Genomic DNA, 20,368 nt, shown 5'->3' with positions numbered 1-20,368 from the left:
CGCCCCCGCTCCGCGATCACGCCACTAGAGTGCCGAACGGCTGTGCGGCACGTCGGGCGAGGCCGGAACGGGGGCACATGATGAGCGACTTCGACTACATCGTGGTGGGGGCGGGCTCGGCGGGCGCCGTGGTGGCGGCCCGGCTGACGGAAGCCCCGGACGTACGGGTGCTGCTGCTGGAGGCCGGAAAGGACGACGCGGCCGAGCAGATCCACGACCCCACCGCGTGGTTCACCCTCATCGGCGGTGAGCACGACTGGGGATACACCACCGTCCCGCAGCCGGGCCTGGCCGGGCATCCGCAGGCCGCCGCGCGCGGCAAGGTGCTCGGCGGCTCCAGCAGCATCAATGTGATGACCTACGTCCGCGGCCACCTCGGCACCTTCGACGCCTGGGCCGCCGACGGCTGCACCGGCTGGGACGCCGCCTCGGTGCTGGAGACCTTCCGCGCCCTCGAGCACACCGAGGGCCGTGACCCGCGCTTCCGGGGCACCGGCGGCCCGCTGCGGCTCAGCCGGGCCGAGACGCCCAACCCGCTGAGCAGCGCCTTCCTCGAGGCTGCCAAGGAACTCGGCCATCCCTGCAACGACGACTTCAACGGCGCGGAGAGCGACGGCGCCGGGCGCCATGAGTGGACCATCCACGAGGGGCGCCGCCAGAGCACGGCGGTCGCCTACCTCGATCCGGCGATGGACCGCCCCAACCTCACCGTCCGCACCGAGGCCCGGGCACACCGGCTGCTCTTCGAGGGCACCCGCTGCGTCGGCGTCGAATACGCGGGCTCCGGTGGTGTGGCACGGCGGGTGCGCGCGGCGCGGGAGGTGATCGTGTGCGCGGGCTCGGTGGACTCGCCCAAGCTGCTGATGCTCTCCGGAATCGGCCCGGCCGGCCATCTGCGCGAAGTGGGCGTCCCGGTGCTGGTGGACGCCCCCGAGGTGGGGGCCAATCTCCAGGACCACCCCCTGGTCGGGCTGGTCCACGAGGCGGGCACCCCGCTGCCGCCGCCCCCGCTGACCACCGCCGAGGCGGCCCTGTTCACCCGGACCGACCCCGAGCTGCCCCGCCCCGACCTCGAGGTGTTCCTCTTTCACATTCCGTTCCACCCCAGACTGCTGCCGTTCCCGCCGAACAGCTTCACTCTGACGGCCGCCGCGATGCAGCCCCACAGCCGGGGCACGGTCCGGCTCTCGGGCGCGGACCCCGAGGACCGGCCGCTGATCGACCCCGGCTATCTCGGCGACGGAAGGGACCTCGCCACCCTGGTCCAGGGGGTCGAACTGGCCCGGTCGCTGGCCGCCACCGACGCGTTCGGGGCGTGGCAGCCGCGCGAACTGCTGCCCGGCCCCGGGGTGAGCGGCCGGGACGGACTGGCCGACTTCGTCCGCGAGAACACCGGCACCTACTTCCACCACGTCGGCACCTGCCGGATGGGCGGGGACGAGCAATCGGTGGTGGACCCCCGGCTGCGCGTCCGCGGCGTCGAGGGGCTGCGGATCGCCGATGGATCGATCATGCCGTCGATCGTCTCGGCCAACACCAACGCGGCCTGCGTCATGATCGGCGAGATGGCCGCCGAGCTGATCCGCGCCGACGCCTGAGCGGGCTCCCCGCACCCGCCCATCACGGAGGGGCAACCGCCTGGGAGTAACCGAACAGCAGATCGGCACCCGTATGGAGCACCAGGTGGCGGCGGTACAGGGGCGATTCTGGGCCACACTGACGGCCGGATTCCGATGCTCCGTAGTGGCCGAGGAGGCTCCCCATGGCCATTTCCATCTCCGTGGTGCTGCTGCTTCTGATCCTCACAGTGGTGTTCCTCCGCAGCGGCGGACTGCGCATCTCGCATGCGCTGGTCTGTGTGACGCTGGGCTTCTACCTGGCGAGCAGCAGCGTGGCGCCCACCATCTCCGAGGGGCTGGCAGCCACCGCGGACGTGGTCAGCAGCGTCCGTCCCTGATCCACGCCCGCGGCGACCGGTCTCTGACGGCCGGGCTCAGCGGCCGATCTCGACGTCCTCCAGCACACCGAGCGCATCGGGCACCAGAATCGCCGCCGAGTAGTAGGCGGAGACCAGGTAGGACGTCACGGCCTGCTCGCTGATGCCCATGAACCGGACGTTCAGACTGGGCTCGTACTCATCCGGGATACCGGTCTGATGCAGACCGATGACCCCCTGGCTCTCCTCGCCGGTGCGCATCGCCAGGATCGAGCTCGTGCCGGACTCGCTGATCGGGATCTTGTTGCAGGGCAGCAGCGGAACCCCGCGCCACGCCCGCACCGCGACCCCGGCCACCTCGACGCCCTGTGGATACAGACCACGGCTGCTGCACTCCCGTCCGAAGGCGGCGATGGTGCGCGGATGCGCCAACAGATACTGGGTCTTGCGGCGCCGTGCCAGCAGCTCGTCGAGGTCGTCGGGGGTGGGCGGTCCGCTGCGGGTGTGGATGCGCTGGGAGAGGTCGGCGTTGTGCAGCAGGCCGAATTCGCGGTTGTTGACGAGCTCGTGCTCCTGGCGTTCGCGCAGGGCCTCGATGGTGAGGCGGAGCTGCTGCTCGACCTGGTTCATGGGCTCGTTGTAGAGGTCGGCGACGCGGGTGTGGACGCGCAGTACGGTCTGGGCCACGCTCAGCTCGTACTCCCGCGGCTCCAGTTCGTAGTCCACGAACGTGCCCGGCAGCGCCGGCTCACCCGAGTGGCCGGACGCGATGGCGATATCGGCCTCGCCGCGCCGGTTCTGCGCGGGCGCGGTCCGCTCGGCGAGCCCCTGGAGATGGTCGCGCAGCGACGCGGAGCGGTCGGCGGCCTCCTGGACGACGCGGCGGGGGAGGGTGAGCACCGTGGTCCGGGTGACGGCCCGGGCGGTGAACTCCCAGGTGCGCTCCGGACCGGTCAGGACCGCGTCGCCGAAGTACTCCCCGTCGGCCAGCACCGCCAGCGTGCTGCCCTCGTCATACGCGCCGGGGGCGATCTGGCGGACCTTGCCATGAGCGATCAGGAACACCTGGTCGGCCGGGCGGCCCGCCTCCACCAGCACATCCCCCGGCGCGTACTCGCGCTGCACACAGCCGTCGGCCAGCGACTCCAGCACGGGGGTGTCCGCGAAGCCGCGCAGCGTCGGCAGCTCGCCCAGCTCCGGTGGGATGACCCGCACCTGTGATCCGGTGGTGATGAACTCCACCCGCCCGTCCCCGACCGTGTAGGTCAGCCGGCGGTTCACCCGGTACGTACCGGCCGACACCTGGACCCAGGGGAGGACGCGCAGCAGCCACCGGGAGGAGATGGCCTGCATCTGTGGAACGGACTTGGTGGTGGTCGCCAGGTTCCGTGCGGCGGCCGTGCCCAGACTCAGCGGCTGCTCACCGGACTCCACGGAGGTGGTCATAAGTGCTCATCACCCATTTCGGTAGATCTTCGGGAAGGTATGCGAAGGCCACAGGCCCGGTGGGGTGGACGTCAGAGTCCGTCGGGTGGATTCAGAGTCCGACTTCCACGTTCTCCAGAATTCCGAGCGCGTCCGGGACGAGCACGGCCGCGGAATAGTAGGCGCTGACGAGATAAGAGATGATGGCCTGCTCGCTGATCCCCATGAACCGCACCGAGAGGCTCGGCTGGTATTCGTCGGGAATTCCGGTGCGATGCAGTCCGATGACCCCCTGATTCTCCTCCCCGGTGCGCAGAACGAGAATCGAGCTCACCCCGCTCCGGGAGACCGGAATCTTGTTGCACGGGAGGATGGGCACCCCCCGCCAGGCCGGCAGCGCGTGCCCGTTCACCTCAGTGGGCTGCGGGGAGATGCCACGGCTGTTGAACTGCCGGCCGATCGCCGCGATGGCGCGCGGATGGGCCAGGATCAGCCCCGGGTCCTTCCAGACGGTGGCCAGCAGCTCGTCGAGGTCGTCGGGGGTGGGCGGTCCGCTGCGGGTGTGGATGCGCTGGGAGAGGTCGGCGTTGTGCAGCAGGCCGATCTCGGGGTTGTTGATGAGCTCGTGCTCCTGGCGTTCGCGCAGGGCCTCGATGGTGAGGCGGAGCTGCTGCTCGACCTGGTTCATGGGCTCGTTGTAGAGGTCGGCGACGCGGGTGTGGACGCGCAGTACGGTCTGGGCCACGCTCAGCTCGTACTCCCGCGGCGCCAGCTCGTACTCCGCGAAGGTGCCCGGCAGGACCGGCTCGCCCGAGTGGCCTGAGGCCAGCGCGATGGCCGCCTCCCCGTGCTCGTTCCGCTCCGTCTCCGGCGCCGAGCGCACCGCCTCCACATGCGCGCGCAGCTCAGATGAGCGGTCCAGCTGCTCCTCGAACTCCTGCCGGGGCAGGGCCAGCACGGTGCAGGACGTCACGGCCTTCACGGTGATGCCCCAGGTGCCCGCCTCGGCGGCGGTCAGCTCCGGCTCCCCGATGTGGTCGCCACCGGCGGCCGAGCCGACCACCGAGGGCTCGTCGAACGCGCCCTCGGTCAATTTCTCGACCTTGCCGTGGGCGATGAGGAGGAGCTCATCGGCCGGGCGCCCGGCCTCCACCAGCACATCGCCGGGCGCGAATTCCCGCTGGGTGAAGCGGTCCGCCAGGGCCTCGAGCACCGCGGTTTCCTCGAATCGCCGCAGCAGCGGCAGCTCGCGCAGCTCGACCGGGATGACCCGCACCTGTGATCCGGTGGTGGTGAACTCCACCCGGCCGTCCCCGAGCGTATGGGACGCCCGGCGGTTCACCCGGTAGGAACCACCCGGAACCTGCACCCACGGCAGCATGCGCAGCAGCCACCGCGAGGTGACGCCCTGCATTTGCGGAACGGATTTGGTCGTCGTCGCCAGATTCCGCGCGGCCGCCGTGCCGAGGCTCAACCGCGGCTGCGAAATGTCGGTACCGGAACCCGGTTCAACGGACGTCGTCATCGTGAATGCTCACCCATCCCTGTACAGACCTTGAAGAGAAAATCCGCTCGAGCAACTGCCAAGCTATCAGCGGACTTTGGGCGGCTGCATTCACTCAAAAGAGTGCCCGGGTGAGGGTTATGGCGGCGGTCGCCGACGGGTAAACACTCCGAATGCGCCGTGGGCCGACGGCCGCCGCGCCGCGCCCGTTCACCCGGCGCGCGCATCCGCCCGGCGCCCCCACGAGCACCGCCGCCACCGCCCCGGCACCTTGGGAACGGCGAGGAAATGGCCGGGGACCACCCGTGGAACTCTTCGCTCAGTACTGCCCTTTGGGTGTACGGCCGCCCGATACTCACTGGCGTCGAGCCTGCGTATCCCGCACCGCGCCGGGACGAGAGCCGGGAGGCCCCATGGACCGCCGTACACGCCGTGCCTTTGTCGTCACCCTCGGAGCCGCTCTGGCGGGCGGCGCGGCCGCGCCCGCGTTCGCGGGCACATCCGCCTCGTTGGGCGACACCGCCGTCGCGAAGGACAACTCCGAAGACGGCTCGAGGGACCGCTCCAAGGGCAAGCGGCCGCTGGCCAGAGCCCACGCCCACAACGACTACGAGCACCCGCGTCCGCTCCTCGACGCGCTCTCCCACGGCTTCGGCAGCGTCGAGGCCGACATCTGGCTGGTCGACGGCCAGCTGCTGGTCGCGCACGACGCCACGGACCTCGACCCCACCCGCACCCTGGAGTCGCTCTACCTCGACCCGCTGGCCCGGCGGGTCAAGGCCAACGGCGGCCGGGTCTACCGCGGTTACGACCTGTCGCTGCAGCTGCTGATCGACCTCAAGACCGCCGGGGAGCCCACCTACCTGGAGCTGGCCAAGCGGCTGCGCCGCTACGGCCACCTGTTCAGCGCCGCCTACGGCGGGGTCGGCGGCCGGGTGCGCCGCGGCGCGGTGACCGCCGTCATCTCCGGCGACCGCGGCGCACGGGCCCCCATGGAGGCCGAGAAGGTGCGCCACGCCTTCTACGACGGACGGCTGGAGGACCTCGGCTCGGGCGTGCCCGCCTCCTTCATCCCGCTCATCAGCGCCGATTGGACCAAGACCTTCACCTGGACGGGAGCCGGTCCGATACCGGCGGCGGAGCGCGAGACCCTGCGCCGCCTCGTCGCCTCCGCGCACGACGCCCGGCAGACCGTGCGCTTCTGGGCCACCCCGGACGTGGCAGGGCCGGAGCGCGACGCCCTGTGGGGTGAGCTCCTGGCCGCCGACGTGGACTACCTCAACACCGACGACCTGGCGGGCCTGGAGGCGTTCCTGCGCGCGGCCCGCTGAGGCCCCGTGGGGCGGCGGCCGGGGAGAAAACCACTCGCGTGCCGCCGCCCGCACGGCCATGCTGACCCTCATGCTCATCAGGACCGCCACCGCCGAGGACTGGCCCGCCATCTGGGCCTTCCTGCGCCGCATCGTCGCCGCGGGGGAGACCTACACCTACCCCCGGGACCTGGACGAGGACCGGGCCCGCGAGATCTGGATGCTGGAGCCCCCGAGCCGTACCGTCGTCGCCACCGACCCCGATGGCACGGTCCTCGGCTCGGCCAAGATGAACCCCAACCACATGGGGCCCGCCGCGCATATCGCGGGGGCCAGCTTCATGGTGGCCCCCGAGCACGGCGGGCGCGGTGTGGGCCGGGCCCTGGGCGAGCATGTCCTGGACTGGGCGCGCGCCGAGGGCTACAAGGCCATGCAGTTCAACGCCGTGGTGGAGAGCAACACCCGGGCGGTGGCGCTGTGGCGCTCACTCGGCTTCGAGGTCATCGGCACCGTCCCCAAGGCGTTCGCCCACCCCACGAACGGCTATGTGGGGCTGCACATCATGCATCGCTTCCTCTGATCCCGGCCGGCTCACCGGCCCCGGCGGGGTCCCTGAACCCCGCCGGATCGTCGAGGACCGCCTGCACCACCGAGCTGGCCGCGCCCAGCAGCGGACCGTCCGGGCCGAGCCGGGAGACGGTCACCGCCCCGCTGCCCGGACGGGCCGGGTCGGTGAGCCGCCGGCCCAACTCCCGCTCCAGGGCGGGCAGCAGCCAGGGCGCCAGCGGCGTCAGCGCGCCTCCGAGCACCACCTTCTCCGGGTCCAGGAGGTTCACCGCGCCCGCGAGGGCGATCCCGAGCGCCGAGCCCGCACCGCGCAGCGCACGCCGCGCCCGCTGGTCGCCGCTCGCCGCCCGCACGGCCAGTACGGCGATACGGCCGCCGGGGCCCGGGTGCTGGGCCGCGGCCTCCTCCGGGGACAGGCCGCTCGCCCGCAGTACCGCCTCCTCGCCCGCGTACTGCTCCAGACAGCCGCGGCCGCCGCAGGCGCACTCCGGCCCCTCGGGACGCACCGGCACATGGCCCAGCTCGCCCGCGAATCCATGGGTGCCGCGCAGCAGTTGCCCGTCGAGCACGACCGCGGCGCCGATGCCGATCTCGGCCGAGACATGGACGAAGTCCCGGGGCGCCGGGTCGTGGCCGCCCCGCCACAGCTCGGCGAGCGCGCCCAGATTCGCCTCGTTGTCCACGGTCACCGGCAGACCGGGCAGCGCCGCGCGCAGCTCGGGGCCGATGTCCACCCCCTCCCAGCCCAGATTGGGGGCGCGGACGACCAGCGACGAGTCCCGCGCCACCAGGCCGGGCACCGCTACCGCGAGCCCCACCGGCCGCAGCCCGCCCAGCTCCGCCTCCGCCGCGACCTGCCGGACCAGACCGGCGAGCTGGGTGAGCACCGGGGCCGGTGAGCGGTCGCGGTTCGCCGACGCGAGCTCCGTACGGGCCCGTACCCGCCCGGCGAGGTCCACCGCGCACACCGCGAGGTGGTCCACCCCGATCTCGGCGCCCAGCCCGGCCGGACCGCGCTCGTTGAGCTGCAGGGCGCTGCCGGGGCGGCCGACCGTGCCGGGCCGGGAGGGGCCCAGCTCGACCAGCAGCCCGTCCCGGATCAGCTCGTCGACGAGCGTGGAGACGGCGGCCCGGGTGAGCCCCACCCGGGCCGCCACCGCGGCACGCGACAGCGGGCCGTGGGCGGCCACGGCGTGCAGCACGAGGGAGAGATTGCGCCGGCGCATCGCCTGCTGGGTGTTGGGCAGTGGCGCTGCCACCTGAATCCGTCTCCTCTCGGCCGATCCGCTCATTGTGCCGGGCCGGTACGACACCGGGCCCGCCCGGCCGCCGCCGTACGGCGTTCATGCGTGGCGCGGCGCGCTCACGCGTGGCGCAGCAGGCCGTCCGCGTTGGCCAGCACCCGGGAGAGCCGCTCCAGCGCCGCCTCGTCGCGGGGCACCGGACCGTAGGACGGCCCCTCGGCGGTGGACCAGCGCCGGGCCACCGCCGCCGGGTCCTCGCCCAACACCAGCCCCGCGGCCTGCGCGGCGGCCCCGAGGGCGACCAGTTCCTCGGCCCGGGGCACCTGGACCGGGCGTCCGCTCAGCCGCCGGACCGTCTCCCGCCACGCGGTGCCCTTGGCGCCGCCGCCGATGAGCAGCAGCGGGGCGTCGGGCGCCGCGTCCTCGTCCAGCACCTGGTCCAGCGCGGTGAGCAGGGCGAAGACGGCCCCGTCGTAGGCGGCCTGGAGTACCTGGCCCGGGGTGGTGTCATGGCGCAGACCGTGCAGCAGCCCGGAGGCGTGCGGCAGGTTGGGGGTGCGCTCACCGTCGAGGAACGGCAGCAGCACGGTCGAGCCGCCCGGCTCCACCGCCTCCCGGTCGCGGCCCAGCAGTGCCGCGATCCGGTCCACCGCGAGCGTGCAGTTGAGGGTGCACGCCAGTGGCAGCCAGGCGTCACGCGTGTCGGCGAAGCCGGCGACCACCCCGGTGGGGTCGGCGGGCCGGTGTACCGAGACCGCGTAGACGGTGCCGGAGGTGCCCAGGCTCAGCACCGGCTGCCCCGGGCGCAGGCCGAGCCCCAGGGCGGCCGCCATGTTGTCGCCCGTGCCGGTGGCCACCAGGGCGCCGGTGGGCAGCGGCAGATCGGGCAGCTCCCGCACGGTCCCGGCGGCCTCGCCGTGGCGCAGCACGCGCGGCAGCAGCTCGGCGGAGAGCCCGACCCGGTCCAGGATCTCCTCGTCGTAGGACTCGGTGCCCGAGGCCCACCAGCCGGTGCCCGAGGCTTCGCCGCGGTCGGTGGTGCCGTAGCCGGTGAGTCGTTCGGTGAGATAGTCGTGAGGGAGCCGGACGGCCGCGGTGGCGCGGGCCGCCTCCGGCTCGTGCTCCATGAGCCAGGCCCACTTGGTGACGGTGAACGACGTCGGAGGCACGCTGCCGACCCGCTCCGCCCAGGTCTTCGGGCCGCCCAGCTCCTCGATGAGCCGGTCGCGCTGGGGCGCGGAGCGCACATCGTTCCACAGCAGGGCGGGCCGCACCGAGCGGCCGGAGGCGTCCAGCGTGACCAGGCCGTGCTGCTGGCCGCCCACGGAGACCGCGGCCGCCTCCCGGGCCGGGGTGCCGCACTGGCGCAGCGCCTCGGTGAGCGCCTCCCACCACTGCTCGGGGACGGACTCCTTACCGGTGCCGTCGCTGCCGCCGCCGACGGTGTGCGGGGCCTGTCCTCGGGCGACGACCGCACCGGTCGCGGAGTCGACGACGAGCGCCTTGGTCGACTGCGTGGAGCTGTCCACGCCGACGACGAGCGGTCCTTGCGGCACGGGCACGGCTGCTGCTGCCATCTCGCGCTCTCCCTTGCGTCCATGGGTCGTGCGGTGTGCGGGCTGTACGGGGCTTCCCCGGAATGCTCGCGCATACTAATTTGTAAAGCGCCATGACGAAATAGGCGAGGGAGCCGCGATGAGCTACAACCCCACCCCCGAGGACAGGTTCACCTTCGGACTGTGGACGGTCGGCTGGCAGGGCCGGGACCCGTTCGGGGACGCCACCCGCCCGGCGCTCGACCCCGTGGAGTCCGTGACCCGGCTCGCCGAACTCGGCGCGTACGGCGTCACCTTCCACGACGACGACCTCATCCCCTTCGGGGCCTCGGAGACCGAGCGCGAATCGCACATCAAGCGCTTCCGGCAGGCCCTGGACGCCACCGGGATGACCGTGCCCATGGCGACCACCAACCTCTTCACCCATCCGGTCTTCAAGGACGGCGCCTTCACCGCCAACGACCGCGATGTGCGCCGCTACGCGCTGCGCAAGACCATGCGCAACATCGACCTCGCCGCCGAGCTGGGCGCGAAGACCTATGTGGCCTGGGGCGGCCGCGAGGGCGCCGAGTCCGGCGGGGCCAAGGACGTGCGCGCCGCGCTCGACCGGATGAAGGAGGCGTTCGACCTGCTCGGCGCGTATGTCACCGAGCAGGGCTACGATCTGCGCTTCGCCATCGAGCCCAAGCCCAACGAGCCGCGCGGCGACATCCTGCTGCCCACCGTCGGCCACGCCCTGGCCTTCATCGAGCGGCTGGAACGGCCCGAGCTGTACGGGGTCAACCCGGAGGTCGGCCACGAGCAGATGGCCGGGCTGAACTTCCCGCACGGCATCGCGCAGGCGCTGTGGGCGGGCAAGCTCTTCCACATCGACCTCAACGGCCAGAACGGCATCAAGTACGACCAGGACCTGCGGTTCGGCGCGGGCGATCTGCGGGCCGCCTTCTGGCTGGTCGACCTGCTGGAGACCGGTGGCTACGAGGGCCCCCGCCACTTCGACTTCAAGCCCCCGCGCACCGAGGACGTCTCGGGCGTCTGGGCCTCGGCGGCGGGCTGCATGCGCAACTACCTCATCCTCAAGGAGCGCGCGGCCGCCTTCCGCGCCGACCCCGAGGTCCAGGAGGCGCTGCGCGCCTCGCGCCTGGACCAGCTGGGCCGCCCGACCCTCGACGAGGGCGAGACCCCGGCGGCGCTGCTCGCGGACCGCACCGCCTTCGAGGACTTCGACGTCGAGGCGGCCGCCGAGCGCGGCATGGCCTTCGAGCGCCTCGACCAGCTGGCCATGGACCATCTGCTGGCCGCGCGCGGCTGACCGGGCCCGGCTGACCGTGTCCGGCCGCCGGTCCCGCCCCCCGACGGGACCGGCGGCCGGGGCTCTCACCGGCTCAGGACTCCGGCCGGCGGCCGCTCAGGACGACGGCTGCCAGCCGCCGAGCCAGTCGGCGATCTCGTAGTCCGCGGCCTGGGCGTCGGTCAGCTGCGGTCGGTCGGTGCTCGCCGCACCGGAACCGGCGCCGGTGTTCTTGTACTCCCCGAAGCGGTCGTCCTTCCAGGAGAAGCCGCTCATATCCGTCCACGGTGTGGTCTTGATCGCCGCTGACAGATCCGTATTGCGGACGATCGCCTGCGGATCGAGACTGGCGTCGCCGCCCGCGTGCCAGGGACGGCCGAGATAGAACGACCGGCTGCTGACATCCCCGGTGACGTTGCTGTTGATGAACAGGAAGCCCTTCTTCCCGGCCGCCGTCGAGGGTGCCGCGACATAGCCGCCGGAACTGCCGTCGTAGCGCTTGACGAGCCGGATCGCCGACTTGTTGATCACGGCGGAGGCCCGGCCGAAGATGAAGTCGACGTTCCCCTGGATCCAGGCGTCGTTGACATACACCCGGCCGGCCTTGTCCTTGCTCGCCGAGTCCAGCAGCAGGGTGTCCTGGTCCCCGACCGCGCCGATGTTGTCCAGGACGATCCGGTCGCCCGCGGTGCGCAGGGCGACCGCCTGCTTGTCGGTGATGCTGGTGTCGCCCTCGTTGAAGTCGTTCACGAACTGAAGATTGCGGGCCTGGAAGTCATCGGCCTCGACGGCGACGGTCGCGCTGCCGCTGGTGCCGTAGGTGCCTCCGCCGGGCTTGGGGGTGCCGGAGGCGTTGTTGTAGACGATCGTCACGTCGTTCTTGCTGCTCGTGGTCCCCACCAGCCGGATGTGCGGCTTGTTGGCGGGGACCTTCACCGTCTCGCGGTACGTACCGGGCTTGACGGAGATGGTGACGGCGGACGGGTTGTTCGCCGGCACCGCGTCGACGGCCGCCTGCACGGTGGTGTAGGTGCCGCTGCCGTCCTTGGCCACCACGATGGTGGCGGCCGCGGCGGCCGTGGGCGTGGCGGCGTGGGCCGGGGCGACGGCGAGCCCGACACCGGTGGCCAGGGCCAGGGAGCCGATGAGCGGAGCGGGGCGGCGGCGCCGGGGGCGCCGTGGACTGAGGGTCATGGTCGGTGACTCCGTCCCGTGGAGGCGTGCCGAGGGGGTTGACGCCTTACGGTCTCCACGGCCCACCCAAAGGTTGCCGCCCGGCTGCCTTCGGCGTGGCCGGCTCTTCGGTCCGGCTGGATCTTCGGCCTGTCTCGTCCACGGTCACCGGCCGCACCCGTAGTACGGGCGGCCGGGAGGGTTAGCCCGCGAGGCGTACTTCGGCCCGCCCCGCGAGCCGGGGCGATGGCCCGGGCCTCACCCCTTCCGTACGGGCGGCCGGTCCCGCTACTTCCCTGAGGCCGGGCCTCGCGCCTTCCTTACCGGCAGCGTCATCGGGATCGGGCGAACCTCCTGCCCGAGGCCCGAGGCCCGAGGCCCGAGGCCCGAAGCCCGAGGCCCGAGGCCCGGTACCGGTGGCGGAGGGATACCGCCACCGGCCGTGTCGCCCCGTCAGCCGTCGGAGACCGGCATCGCCAGCGCCGCCGCCGGGTCGTGTCCGGCCGGGCCCGCGGGCCACCAGCGGCCGCGTTCCCTGCGGTACGGCCACCAGCGGCCGTCGTGGCCGTAGCGCACCTGGAGATCGGCGCCCACCACCGTCCAGCGGTTCGCCGTGGCACGCATCCGGGGCGCCCGCTCGTCCCCCTCCCAGGCGGCCGCGAGCTGGGCGCGGGCCCGCGCGAGGGCTTCCGCGTCCGGCGTCCACTCCTCCTCCAGCACGGTGAGCGCGGCGGCCCCGCCGTGCTCCCAGGCGCGGACGGCCCGCGCCAGATCGGTGCGGTCGCGCCCGCAGCCGGCCGCGAGCCGCGCGGCGATCGGGGCCGGGGGACCGGCGGCGGTCAGCCGCACCGTGTCCTCCCACACCGTCAGCGTCGCCGGGACGGGGGAAGTGGCGTGGCCGGGTGCGAGCGCCTCGGCCAGCAGCCGCTGGGCGCGTACGGCGGCGTCCGCCGCCAGGAACTCCAGCGCGGCCACGTCCAGCCCCTCGGCCGGGTCCGTGCCGCCCGCCAGCGCCGGCGGACGGCCGGGCGCGGCGACCGTGGGCGGAGGTCCGGGCAGCGGCGGCGGGCCGGGCGCGGCGAACGCCTCCCGGGCCGGTACCCCCTCCGGAGCCGGGGGAGCGGCGTCCTCCGCCGCCCGCGGAAGGTGCCGGGCGGCCCGCGCCGCACTGCGCACCTGGAGCTCGTCCAGCAGCTCCCGCTCCCCGCGTCCGCGCATCAGGAGCAGCACATACGGATCCTCGTCCAGCAGCCGGGCGAGCTGGTAGCACAGCGCGGCGGTGTGCGGGCAGTGGTCCCACGCCTCGCAGCCGCACTCCGGCTCCAGATCGCCTATCCCCGGCAGCAGTTCGACGCCCACGGCCGCCGCGTCCTCGGCCAGCTGCGGGGGCATGTCGCGGTCCAGCAGGGCGGCGATATGGCCGGAGCGGTCCGCGACCACCCCCAGCAGCCGGTCCCATTCCGCGTCGGTGAACTCCCGCAGCAGTACATCGGACCGGTAAGGCGTGCGGTCGCGGTCCCGCACCACGGCGGTGATCCGGCCGGGGCGTACACACACCGCGCCCACCGCTCCCTCGCGCGCCTGCTTGCGGCCGCGCTTCAGCTGTTCGCCGTCCAGCGCCGTGTCCTCCAGGGCCTTCAGCCACGCCTGGCCCCACCAGGTGCGGGCGAAGCCGCGGCCACGGGCGGGCGGCAGTGCGGCGAAGGTGCGCTCGGACTCGGTACGGCTCATCGTTCGGTCCCCCTCAGCTCCACGAGCTCCGCCAGCTCGGAGTCGGTCAGTTCGGTCAGCGCGCCCTCGCCGGAGCCGAGCACGGCGTCCGCCAGCTCCCGCTTGCGCGTCAGCATCGCGGCGATGCGGTCCTCCACGGTTCCCTCCGCGATGATGCGGTGGACCTGCACCGGCTGGGTCTGGCCGATGCGGTACGCGCGGTCGGTGGCCTGTGCCTCGACGGCCGGGTTCCACCAGCGGTCGTAGTGCACGACATGCCCGGCCCGGGTGAGGTTGAGCCCCGTGCCCGCGGCCTTCAGCGACAGCAGGAACACCGGGACCTCGCCGTCCTGGAAGCGCCGCACCATCTCCTCGCGCCGCGCCACCGGCGTACCGCCGTGCAGCAGCTGGGTCGGCACCCCGCGCGCGGCCAGGTGGCTCTCGAGGATGCGCGCCATCTGGACGTACTGGGTGAAGACCAGGACGCTCGCGCCCTCGGCCAGGATGGTGTCCAGCAGCTCGTCGAGCAGCTCCAGCTTGCCGGAGCGCCCGGGGATCACCGGCCGGTCCTCCTTCAGGTACTGCGCCGGGTGATTGCAGATCTGCTTCAGACCGGTGAGGAGTTTGACGATCAGCCCGCGCCGGACGAGACCGCCGGTGCCGGAGATCTCGGCGAGGATCTCGCGCACCACCGCCTCGTAGAGCCCGGCCTGCTCCTTGGTGAGCGCGACGGCCCGGTCCGTCTCGGTCTTCGGCGGCAGCTCGGGGGCGATACCGGGGTCGGACTTGCGGCGCCTGAGCAGGAAGGGGCGGACCAGTTTCGCCAGCCGCGCGGCGGCCTCGGGGTCGCTGCCGCTCTCCACGGCCTGGGCGTAGCGCCTGCGGAACGCGCCATGAGTACCCAGCACTCCCGGCGTGGTCCAGTCGAGGATCGCCCACAGCTCGGAGAGGTTGTTCTCGATGGGCGTTCCGGAGAGCGCCACGCGGGCCTTCGCGCCGATGGTGCGCAGCTGCCGCGCCGTCGCCGAGAACGGGTTCTTCACATGCTGCGCCTCGTCCGCGACCACCATGCCCCACGGCCCGGCCTCGGCCAGCCGCTGCGCGTCGAGCCGCATCGTGCCGTAGGTGGTGAGGACGAACTCGCCGTCGTCAAGGCCGTCCAGGCTGCGCGCGGAGCCGTGGTAGCGGCGCACCGGGGTGCCCGGCGCGAACCGCTCGATCTCCCGCCGCCAGTTGCCCATCAGCGAGGTGGGACAGACCACCAGAGTGGGTCCGGAGGCTTCGGGGACGCCCATGCGGTGCAGGTGGAGCGCGATGAGGGTGATGGTCTTGCCGAGGCCCATGTCGTCGGCGAGACAGCCGCCGAGGCCGATCGAGGTCATCCGGACCAGCCAGTCCAGGCCGCGCAGCTGATAGTCGCGCAGTGTGGCGGCCAGGGCGGCGGGCTGGGACACGGGCGCCCGCTGGGCACCGGCGGTCCCCTCGGGGTCGGCGAGGTGGTCCCGCAGGGCCTCCAGCCAGCCGGTGGCGCGCACCTCCACATCGGTTCCGTCGGCCTCCGTGCGGCCGGTAAGGACGGCGCCGAGGGCGTCGGCGGGGGTGAGCTTGCGGTCCTGCCGGTCCTGGACCCGGCGCGCCGCCTCGGGGTCGAGGAGGACCCATTGGTCGCGCAGCCGTACCACCGGCCGGCTGGCCTCGGCGAGCTTGTCGAGTTCGGCGCGGGTGAGCTCCTGGTCGCCCACGGCGAACCGCCAGCTGAAGCGCAGCAGTGCGTCGGCGGAGAGGAAGGCGGGGAACCGGGGCCCGGCGTCGTCCTGAGCCTCGTCGTCCCCGTCCGGGCCGATGACGGCGCGGGCGGTGAGCCCGCGGGCCAGCTCCCTGGGCCAGTGCACCTGGACCCCGGCGGCGTCCAGCGCTCCGGCCGCCGGACCGAGCAGCTCGGTGACCTCCTCGTCGGCGAGGTCGAGGGCGTCGGGCACGGCGGCCGACAGCAGCGGGGTGAGCGGCGCCCAGGCGCGCGCCGCGCGCCGCAGGGTCAGCAGGGCGTCCATACGGGCGCGCGGACCGAGGGCCGGGGTGATGGGCGAGGTGCCCGCCCAGACATCGGCGGCGTCCGCGACCAGTGCCGGATCGGTGAGGCTGTGCAACTGGAGGACGGCACGGAAGCGCGGCCCGTCCGCCTTACCGTTCCCACCGACGCCGTGCAGCAGCTCGATACGGATCGAGAGCCGCACCCCCGCGTCGTGCCCGGCGGCCACGTCGGCGGCCCAGGCACGCTGTTCGGGCAGCCGCCGTGGCGCCGGGGCGGCGAAGGCGGGGCCGCCCGCGGCCAGCGCCGCCGCGGGCGAGCGCGGCAGGCCGTCCGCCACCGCGTCCAGGAACGCCCGCAGATGCCGCTCGGGCTCGGGCAGCAGCACCGGGCCGGAGACGGGCAGCGGCGTCGCGTGCGCCGTGGGCGGCATGGCGGCGGCCAGCTCGCGCACCCGCGTCAGATCGTCGGGGGTGAGCGGGCCGACGCGCCAGGCGTCGTGGTCGGTGGCGCTGAGCCCGGGCAGCAGCCTTCCGCGGGCCGCGAGTTGGAGGGCGAGTACGGCGGCGGCGCCCCAGAAGGCCGTGGCGGGGTCGCACTGCCCCGGACCGGCCTGGGCGGCCCGCGCCCGGGCCCGGGTGAGCACCGGCAGTGCCTCGCCCAGGGGCAGTACGAGCGCTCTTACGGTACGCGTCTGGACGTCGAGGCCGGTGGGGGCGGGGCCGGTGGGGCCGTCATGGGGACCGTCATCGGTGCCGTCCACCGGGACGACGACGGTCAGCTCCTCGGTGGAGCCGGTGGCGGGGCCGGAAGGAGGCGCGCCGTCCGGCCGCCAGAAGGCGACCCGGCCGGTGCGTGCCGGGTCACCGGGAAGGAAGACCGCGGTGCAGCGGGAGAGTTCGGCGATGTCGGAGGGTGTTGCCGCGGAGGGTGGTGTCACAGCGCTGAGCGTTCCTCAAATTTGACTAGTCGAGCCCGGGCCGCCCGAGGGTACAGGATCACGGCGCGGGGAGGAACCGGGGGCCGCCGGTGTCCGTTGTGTGAAGTGAGTGCGGCTATGGGCCGCGAAGGAGGCGGGTGAGATGTCCACACGCGCGAAGGTCGCCACCGGTGGTGTGGTGGCGGGTGTGATCCTGCTCTGGGTGTTGCCCTTCTGGGCGGCGCTGCTGGTGATGGTGGGAGTGCCGGCGGCGGCCTATCTGCTGCTGGACTCCTCCCAGCGCCGCAGGCTGAACAGGGTCACCCGTAAGCAGCTGGGCCGCTGAAGCGGCCGGGCCGCCGAGCGCGGCCGCGCTCGGCGGCCCGGCTGGGCCAGGGGCCACGGGCGGAGCGCACCCGGGAGTGACCGTGCAGTACCGACCGCGGACCGCCCGCGACCCCGTTCCTGGTCCGGCCGGCTGGGAGCGATCACGCCCCCGCCTGGGCCGGAGGCCCGGACGGAGAGGGCCGCGTGAACCGTAAGGGCGCGAGGTCACGTAGGTCGGCGTGCCCGACCGGCCCGGACGGCGTCCTCGACCGGTTCCAGACGGCGTCCTCGACCGGCCCGTACGGGAGAGGGCAAGGCGTCAGGTCTCAGTGCGGGCGCACGGCCAGCTTGTCCAGAGCCGTCAGCAGCCCCGGCAGCTCGGGGCCGCGACCGACCGGCAGCACCTCGCCCGGTGCGTCGTCCAACAGCACGAACGCGATGTCGTCGGTCCGCGCGACCATGCTCCAGCCCGGCCCGTCGGCCCGGAGCGTCCGCGCGTCACCGGAGGCGAACGCCGAACGGATACGCCCCGGCGGCGGGGGTGAGTCCAGATAGCCGCGCGCCTCTTCGAGCACCCGTCGCACGCCCCCGTGCGGTTTCTCGCCCGGGGACACGAACGTCACATCGCTGTCGACCTGCTCACGCCAGATCGCCCACTGGAGCGCGATCTCATCGGCGCCGAGCCGCCGCTGGGCCGGGCCCCACTGCTCGGAGTCCGGCGGCGACAGCGGCGCCCGGGAGGCGCTTTCCCCCAGCTCGGGGTCGGGCGCGGGATCATGAGGAGCCGGTACGCCCGGGGCGGCCACGGCCACCGCGAGCGGCCAGCCGGGAAGCGAGGCGACCACCGTACGGTCTTCGATGGCCAGGGCGTACTCCATACCGCAGTCCCAGGTCGCGATGGCGATGGCCACGAGCGACACATCGTCGGTGACCACCGTCCAGCGGGCGCCGCCGCCGTCCTGCCCCAGCACCAGTCCGTAGCCGGTCTCGTACGGCTCCAGCCCGAGCGCGGCACATGCCTCGGGATAGTCGTCGCCGAGCACGCTCGGGAATTGAGCGGGTGTCAGCAGCACCGCGGTCAGCACATACAGCGCCTCGTCGCGTGACTCCTCCGTGGCGGGCACGACAGCCTCCTCTTGCGCACGCGGATCCGATGAGCGATCCGTCGTCGCGCACCTTAACCACCCAGTAGCCACGGAGTCGAGACATCGGGCCGCGGTCGGCCCTCAGTCGTCGCTCGCCGCCCGGAGCGTGTCCAGTGTGCGCCGCAGCCAGGACAGTTCGGCCTGGCTGGTGGCGCGGGCGATGGTGAGAATGCCGCGCCGGAAGGGATCCTCGACCTCTTCGGCCCGCAGCGGACGGTCGCCCTCGTAGAAGAAGCTCGACGGCTGCCGCAGAAAGGCCATCCGGCGCTCCAGCACCTCCGCCTGGGCCGACGGGTCGTCGAGGTGGCGCAGGAACGCCAGCACGGTGAACCAGCGGTTCTCGTCGGTGATGTCGACGTCCGCCGGGTGCGCGAGGCGGCGGCGCAGCTCCGCCTGCCCCTCGGCGGTCAGCGTGAGCACGTGCCGGGGCGCGGCCCCCGCGCCCGGCTGGGTCCGGCGGGCCAGCAGACCGGCCTTCTCCAGCCGCTTGATCGCCGGGTAGAGGGTGGACTCGGCCACGGGTTTCACATGTCCGGTCAGCGCGGCGATGCGCTTGCGCAACTCGTAGCCGTGCAGCGGCGCGTCGTGGAGGAAGCCCAGGATGGCGAGTTCGAGCATGGTCGCATTGTGTCGCATGACCGCTGTACCTCGCAGACGTAATACATCGATAGCGATGTATTGTCGGTGTCCGACGCGATCCTCAAGGCGGGAACGGCGGGAGGAAGGTCATGGAGCACGCCTCATTCGGCCCGGAGGGGGCCCACATCAGATGGACCGGCACGGCCGGGGACGGGGACGGCGGCCCGCCGCGGGTGTACGTCCATGGGCTCGGCGCGACATCGGCCGTCTATCACGCCCATATAGCCGCCGTCCCGGCCCTCGCGGGCCGGCGGTCGCTCTTCGTGGACCTGCCCGGCCACGGGATCAGCGACCGCCCCGCCGACTTCGGCTACACGCTGGAGGACCATGCCGACGCACTGGCCTCGGCCCTCGACGCGGCCGTGGTGCGGGGTGCCGAGCTCATCGGGCACAGCATGGGCGGATCGGTCGCCATCGTGCTGGCGGTGCGCCGCCCGGAGCTGGTGTCCCGTCTGGTGCTCACCGAGGCCAATCTGGATCCCGACCCGCCCCTGACGGCGGGCAGCAGCCGGATCGCGGCGTACCCGGAGGACGCGTTCGTGCACGGCGGCGGATTCGAGGAGACCCTGGAGCGGATCGGGCCGGTGTGGCGGGCGACGATGCGGCTCGCCGACCCGACCGCCGTGCACCGCAGCGCGTGCGCACTGGTCCGCGGTACCCGGCCGACCATGCGGGAGATGCTCCTCGGCCTGGAGATTCCCCGCACCTTCCTCGTCGGTGGGCACGGTGAGGAGCTCAGCGGGCGCGAGGAGCTGACGGCGGCCGGGGTGACGGTCCGTACCGTGCCCGGGGCGGGGCACAACGTGATGTTCGACAACGCCCCCGGCTTCGCGGCGGCGGTCGCGGGTCAGCCGTGAGCGGTCTGCTCGGGCCGGCCGTTCCGATCCTCAGCCGACTTCGCGGACGGAGAGCGCCAGAAAGCGTGTGTCCTCGTCGGTGTAGGACTCCAGCCGCCAGCCCGCGCCCGCCAGCAACGTCCGTAGCCGGGGCTCCGCCCGCAGATCGTCGGGGGTGAGGGCGCGGCCGTGGCGGGCGGCGAGAGCGGCCCGCCCCACCGGGTGGAACAGCGCGAGCCGCCCGCCGGGGCGCACCACCCGGGCCAGTTCGCGCAGGTTCTCACGGGGGTCGGAGAGATGGGAGATCAGCCCGGCGGCGAACACCGCGTCGAGGCGGCCGTCGTGCAGCGGCAGCCGCGCCACATCGGCGAGGGCGAGGCCCGCGCAGCCGTCCCGGCCCTCGCGCAGGGCGGCGTCCAGCATGGCGGGCGTGAGGTCCACTCCGAGGACCGTCCCCTCGGGGCCGACCGCGGCGCGCAGCGCGGGCAGCGCACGCCCCGTTCCGCACCCCGCGTCGAGCACCGCGTCCCCGGGGCGGAGCCCGAGGTCGGCGACGGCGGCGGCGTAGGCGGGGCCGTCGTCCGGGAAGCGGCGGTCCCAGTCGGCCGCCCGGGGAGTGAAGAAGTCCCGCACGTCGGCCGCGCTGTTTCCATGGGAGGGCTCATGTGGCACGGGAACTCCTCGGGGCACCTGGGACACGACGGTGAGACGCTGCGCTGAGCAAGCAGCCTACGCCCGCATCGAGGGCAGATTCGGA

General features: G+C 73.3%; 16 protein-coding genes and 1 pseudogene. 7 read left to right on the top strand and 10 right to left on the bottom strand.

The annotated features are described in order from the left end of the window. Positions 1–77: 77 nt before the first annotated feature. Together ACZ6TD_RS05345 and ACZ6TD_RS05340 are read left to right on the top strand one after the other, a co-directional pair. Positions 78–1,598: a GMC family oxidoreductase gene (locus tag ACZ6TD_RS05345; RefSeq protein WP_471351215.1), complete on the top strand. Its 1,521-nt coding sequence runs from the start codon at positions 78–80 to the stop codon at positions 1,596–1,598. Between the two features lie 164 nt (positions 1,599–1,762). Continuing rightward, the gene (locus ACZ6TD_RS05340; protein WP_020866016.1) at positions 1,763–1,957 is read left to right on the top strand and encodes a hypothetical protein; all 195 of its coding nucleotides are present in this window, start codon (positions 1,763–1,765) and stop codon (positions 1,955–1,957) included. A gap of 36 nt (positions 1,958–1,993) precedes the next feature. Here the strand turns inward: ACZ6TD_RS05340 and ACZ6TD_RS05335 are convergent, their stop codons facing one another. Both ACZ6TD_RS05335 and ACZ6TD_RS05330 read right to left on the bottom strand, forming a co-directional pair. Continuing rightward, positions 1,994–3,382 (bottom strand): family 2B encapsulin nanocompartment shell protein, encoded by a 1,389-nt coding sequence (locus tag ACZ6TD_RS05335; RefSeq protein ID WP_471351214.1) that lies wholly within the window; start codon positions 3,380–3,382, stop codon positions 1,994–1,996. Between the two features lie 91 nt (positions 3,383–3,473). Then, a complete protein-coding gene (locus ACZ6TD_RS05330) occupies positions 3,474–4,886 on the bottom strand; it encodes a family 2B encapsulin nanocompartment shell protein (protein WP_471351213.1) in 1,413 nt (470 codons plus the stop codon). Between the two features lie 392 nt (positions 4,887–5,278). Between ACZ6TD_RS05330 and ACZ6TD_RS05325 the strand changes: the two genes are divergently transcribed. Further along, positions 5,279–6,196: a phosphatidylinositol-specific phospholipase C/glycerophosphodiester phosphodiesterase family protein gene (locus tag ACZ6TD_RS05325; RefSeq protein ID WP_471351211.1), complete on the top strand. Its 918-nt coding sequence runs from the start codon at positions 5,279–5,281 to the stop codon at positions 6,194–6,196. 70 nt (positions 6,197–6,266) lie between these two features. After that, positions 6,267–6,755 carry a GNAT family N-acetyltransferase gene (locus tag ACZ6TD_RS05320; protein WP_246618734.1) on the top strand — a complete coding sequence of 163 codons (489 nt, stop codon included), beginning with the start codon at positions 6,267–6,269 and terminating at the stop codon, positions 6,753–6,755. Here ACZ6TD_RS05320 and ACZ6TD_RS05315 read toward each other — a convergent pair. Both ACZ6TD_RS05315 and xylB read right to left on the bottom strand, forming a co-directional pair. Further along, complete coding sequence (locus ACZ6TD_RS05315) at positions 6,736–8,034, bottom strand: ROK family protein (protein WP_471351209.1); 1,299 nt, start codon at positions 8,032–8,034, stop codon at positions 6,736–6,738. The two genes, ACZ6TD_RS05320 and ACZ6TD_RS05315, sit on opposite strands and share 20 nt — an antisense overlap. Before the next feature lie 71 nt (positions 8,035–8,105). After that, the gene (gene xylB, locus ACZ6TD_RS05310; protein ID WP_471351208.1) at positions 8,106–9,563 is read right to left on the bottom strand and encodes a xylulokinase; all 1,458 of its coding nucleotides are present in this window, start codon (positions 9,561–9,563) and stop codon (positions 8,106–8,108) included. A 118-nt stretch (positions 9,564–9,681) separates the two neighbouring features. On the opposite strand from xylB, the gene xylA reads away from it, so the two are divergent. Beyond that, positions 9,682–10,854 (top strand): xylose isomerase, encoded by a 1,173-nt coding sequence (xylA, locus tag ACZ6TD_RS05305; RefSeq protein ID WP_471351207.1) that lies wholly within the window; start codon positions 9,682–9,684, stop codon positions 10,852–10,854. 96 nt (positions 10,855–10,950) lie between these two features. Here xylA and ACZ6TD_RS05300 read toward each other — a convergent pair. The 3 genes and pseudogenes from ACZ6TD_RS05300 to ACZ6TD_RS05290 form a co-directional block, all read right to left on the bottom strand. Continuing rightward, positions 10,951–11,991 (bottom strand): annotated as a pseudogene (locus ACZ6TD_RS05300) (pectinesterase family protein); the annotation flags it as partial. A gap of 468 nt (positions 11,992–12,459) precedes the next feature. Next, positions 12,460–13,737, bottom strand: a complete 1,278-nt coding sequence (locus ACZ6TD_RS05295) for an SWIM zinc finger family protein (RefSeq protein WP_471351206.1) — start codon at positions 13,735–13,737, stop codon at positions 12,460–12,462. Then, positions 13,734–16,685: a DEAD/DEAH box helicase gene (locus tag ACZ6TD_RS05290; RefSeq protein ID WP_471351203.1), complete on the bottom strand. Its 2,952-nt coding sequence runs from the start codon at positions 16,683–16,685 to the stop codon at positions 13,734–13,736. The genes ACZ6TD_RS05295 and ACZ6TD_RS05290 overlap by 4 nt, the downstream gene beginning before the upstream one ends. Positions 16,686–16,827: 142 nt before the next feature. Between ACZ6TD_RS05290 and ACZ6TD_RS05285 the strand changes: the two genes are divergently transcribed. Then, positions 16,828–17,010 (top strand): hypothetical protein, encoded by a 183-nt coding sequence (locus tag ACZ6TD_RS05285; RefSeq protein ID WP_471351201.1) that lies wholly within the window; start codon positions 16,828–16,830, stop codon positions 17,008–17,010. Between the two features lie 307 nt (positions 17,011–17,317). Here the strand turns inward: ACZ6TD_RS05285 and ACZ6TD_RS05280 are convergent, their stop codons facing one another. Together ACZ6TD_RS05280 and ACZ6TD_RS05275 are read right to left on the bottom strand one after the other, a co-directional pair. Next, positions 17,318–18,115: a hypothetical protein gene (locus ACZ6TD_RS05280; protein WP_471351198.1), complete on the bottom strand. Its 798-nt coding sequence runs from the start codon at positions 18,113–18,115 to the stop codon at positions 17,318–17,320. A gap of 102 nt (positions 18,116–18,217) precedes the next feature. After that, positions 18,218–18,754 (bottom strand): PadR family transcriptional regulator, encoded by a 537-nt coding sequence (locus ACZ6TD_RS05275; RefSeq protein ID WP_471358844.1) that lies wholly within the window; start codon positions 18,752–18,754, stop codon positions 18,218–18,220. A 110-nt stretch (positions 18,755–18,864) separates the two neighbouring features. On the opposite strand from ACZ6TD_RS05275, the gene ACZ6TD_RS05270 reads away from it, so the two are divergent. Beyond that, on the top strand, positions 18,865–19,632 hold the full coding sequence (locus tag ACZ6TD_RS05270) for an alpha/beta fold hydrolase (RefSeq protein ID WP_471351196.1): 768 nt from the start codon (positions 18,865–18,867) through the stop codon (positions 19,630–19,632). 30 nt (positions 19,633–19,662) lie between these two features. Here the strand turns inward: ACZ6TD_RS05270 and ACZ6TD_RS05265 are convergent, their stop codons facing one another. After that, entirely contained in the window at positions 19,663–20,283 is a 621-nt protein-coding gene (locus ACZ6TD_RS05265) for a class I SAM-dependent methyltransferase (RefSeq protein WP_471351194.1), read from the bottom strand. Between the last annotated feature and the right edge of the window lie 85 nt (positions 20,284–20,368).

The sequence above is a fragment of the Streptomyces yongxingensis genome (genome assembly GCF_055597465.1).
Note: the sequence above shows the minus strand (reverse complement) of the source record. Positions and strands in the feature narration are given on the sequence as shown.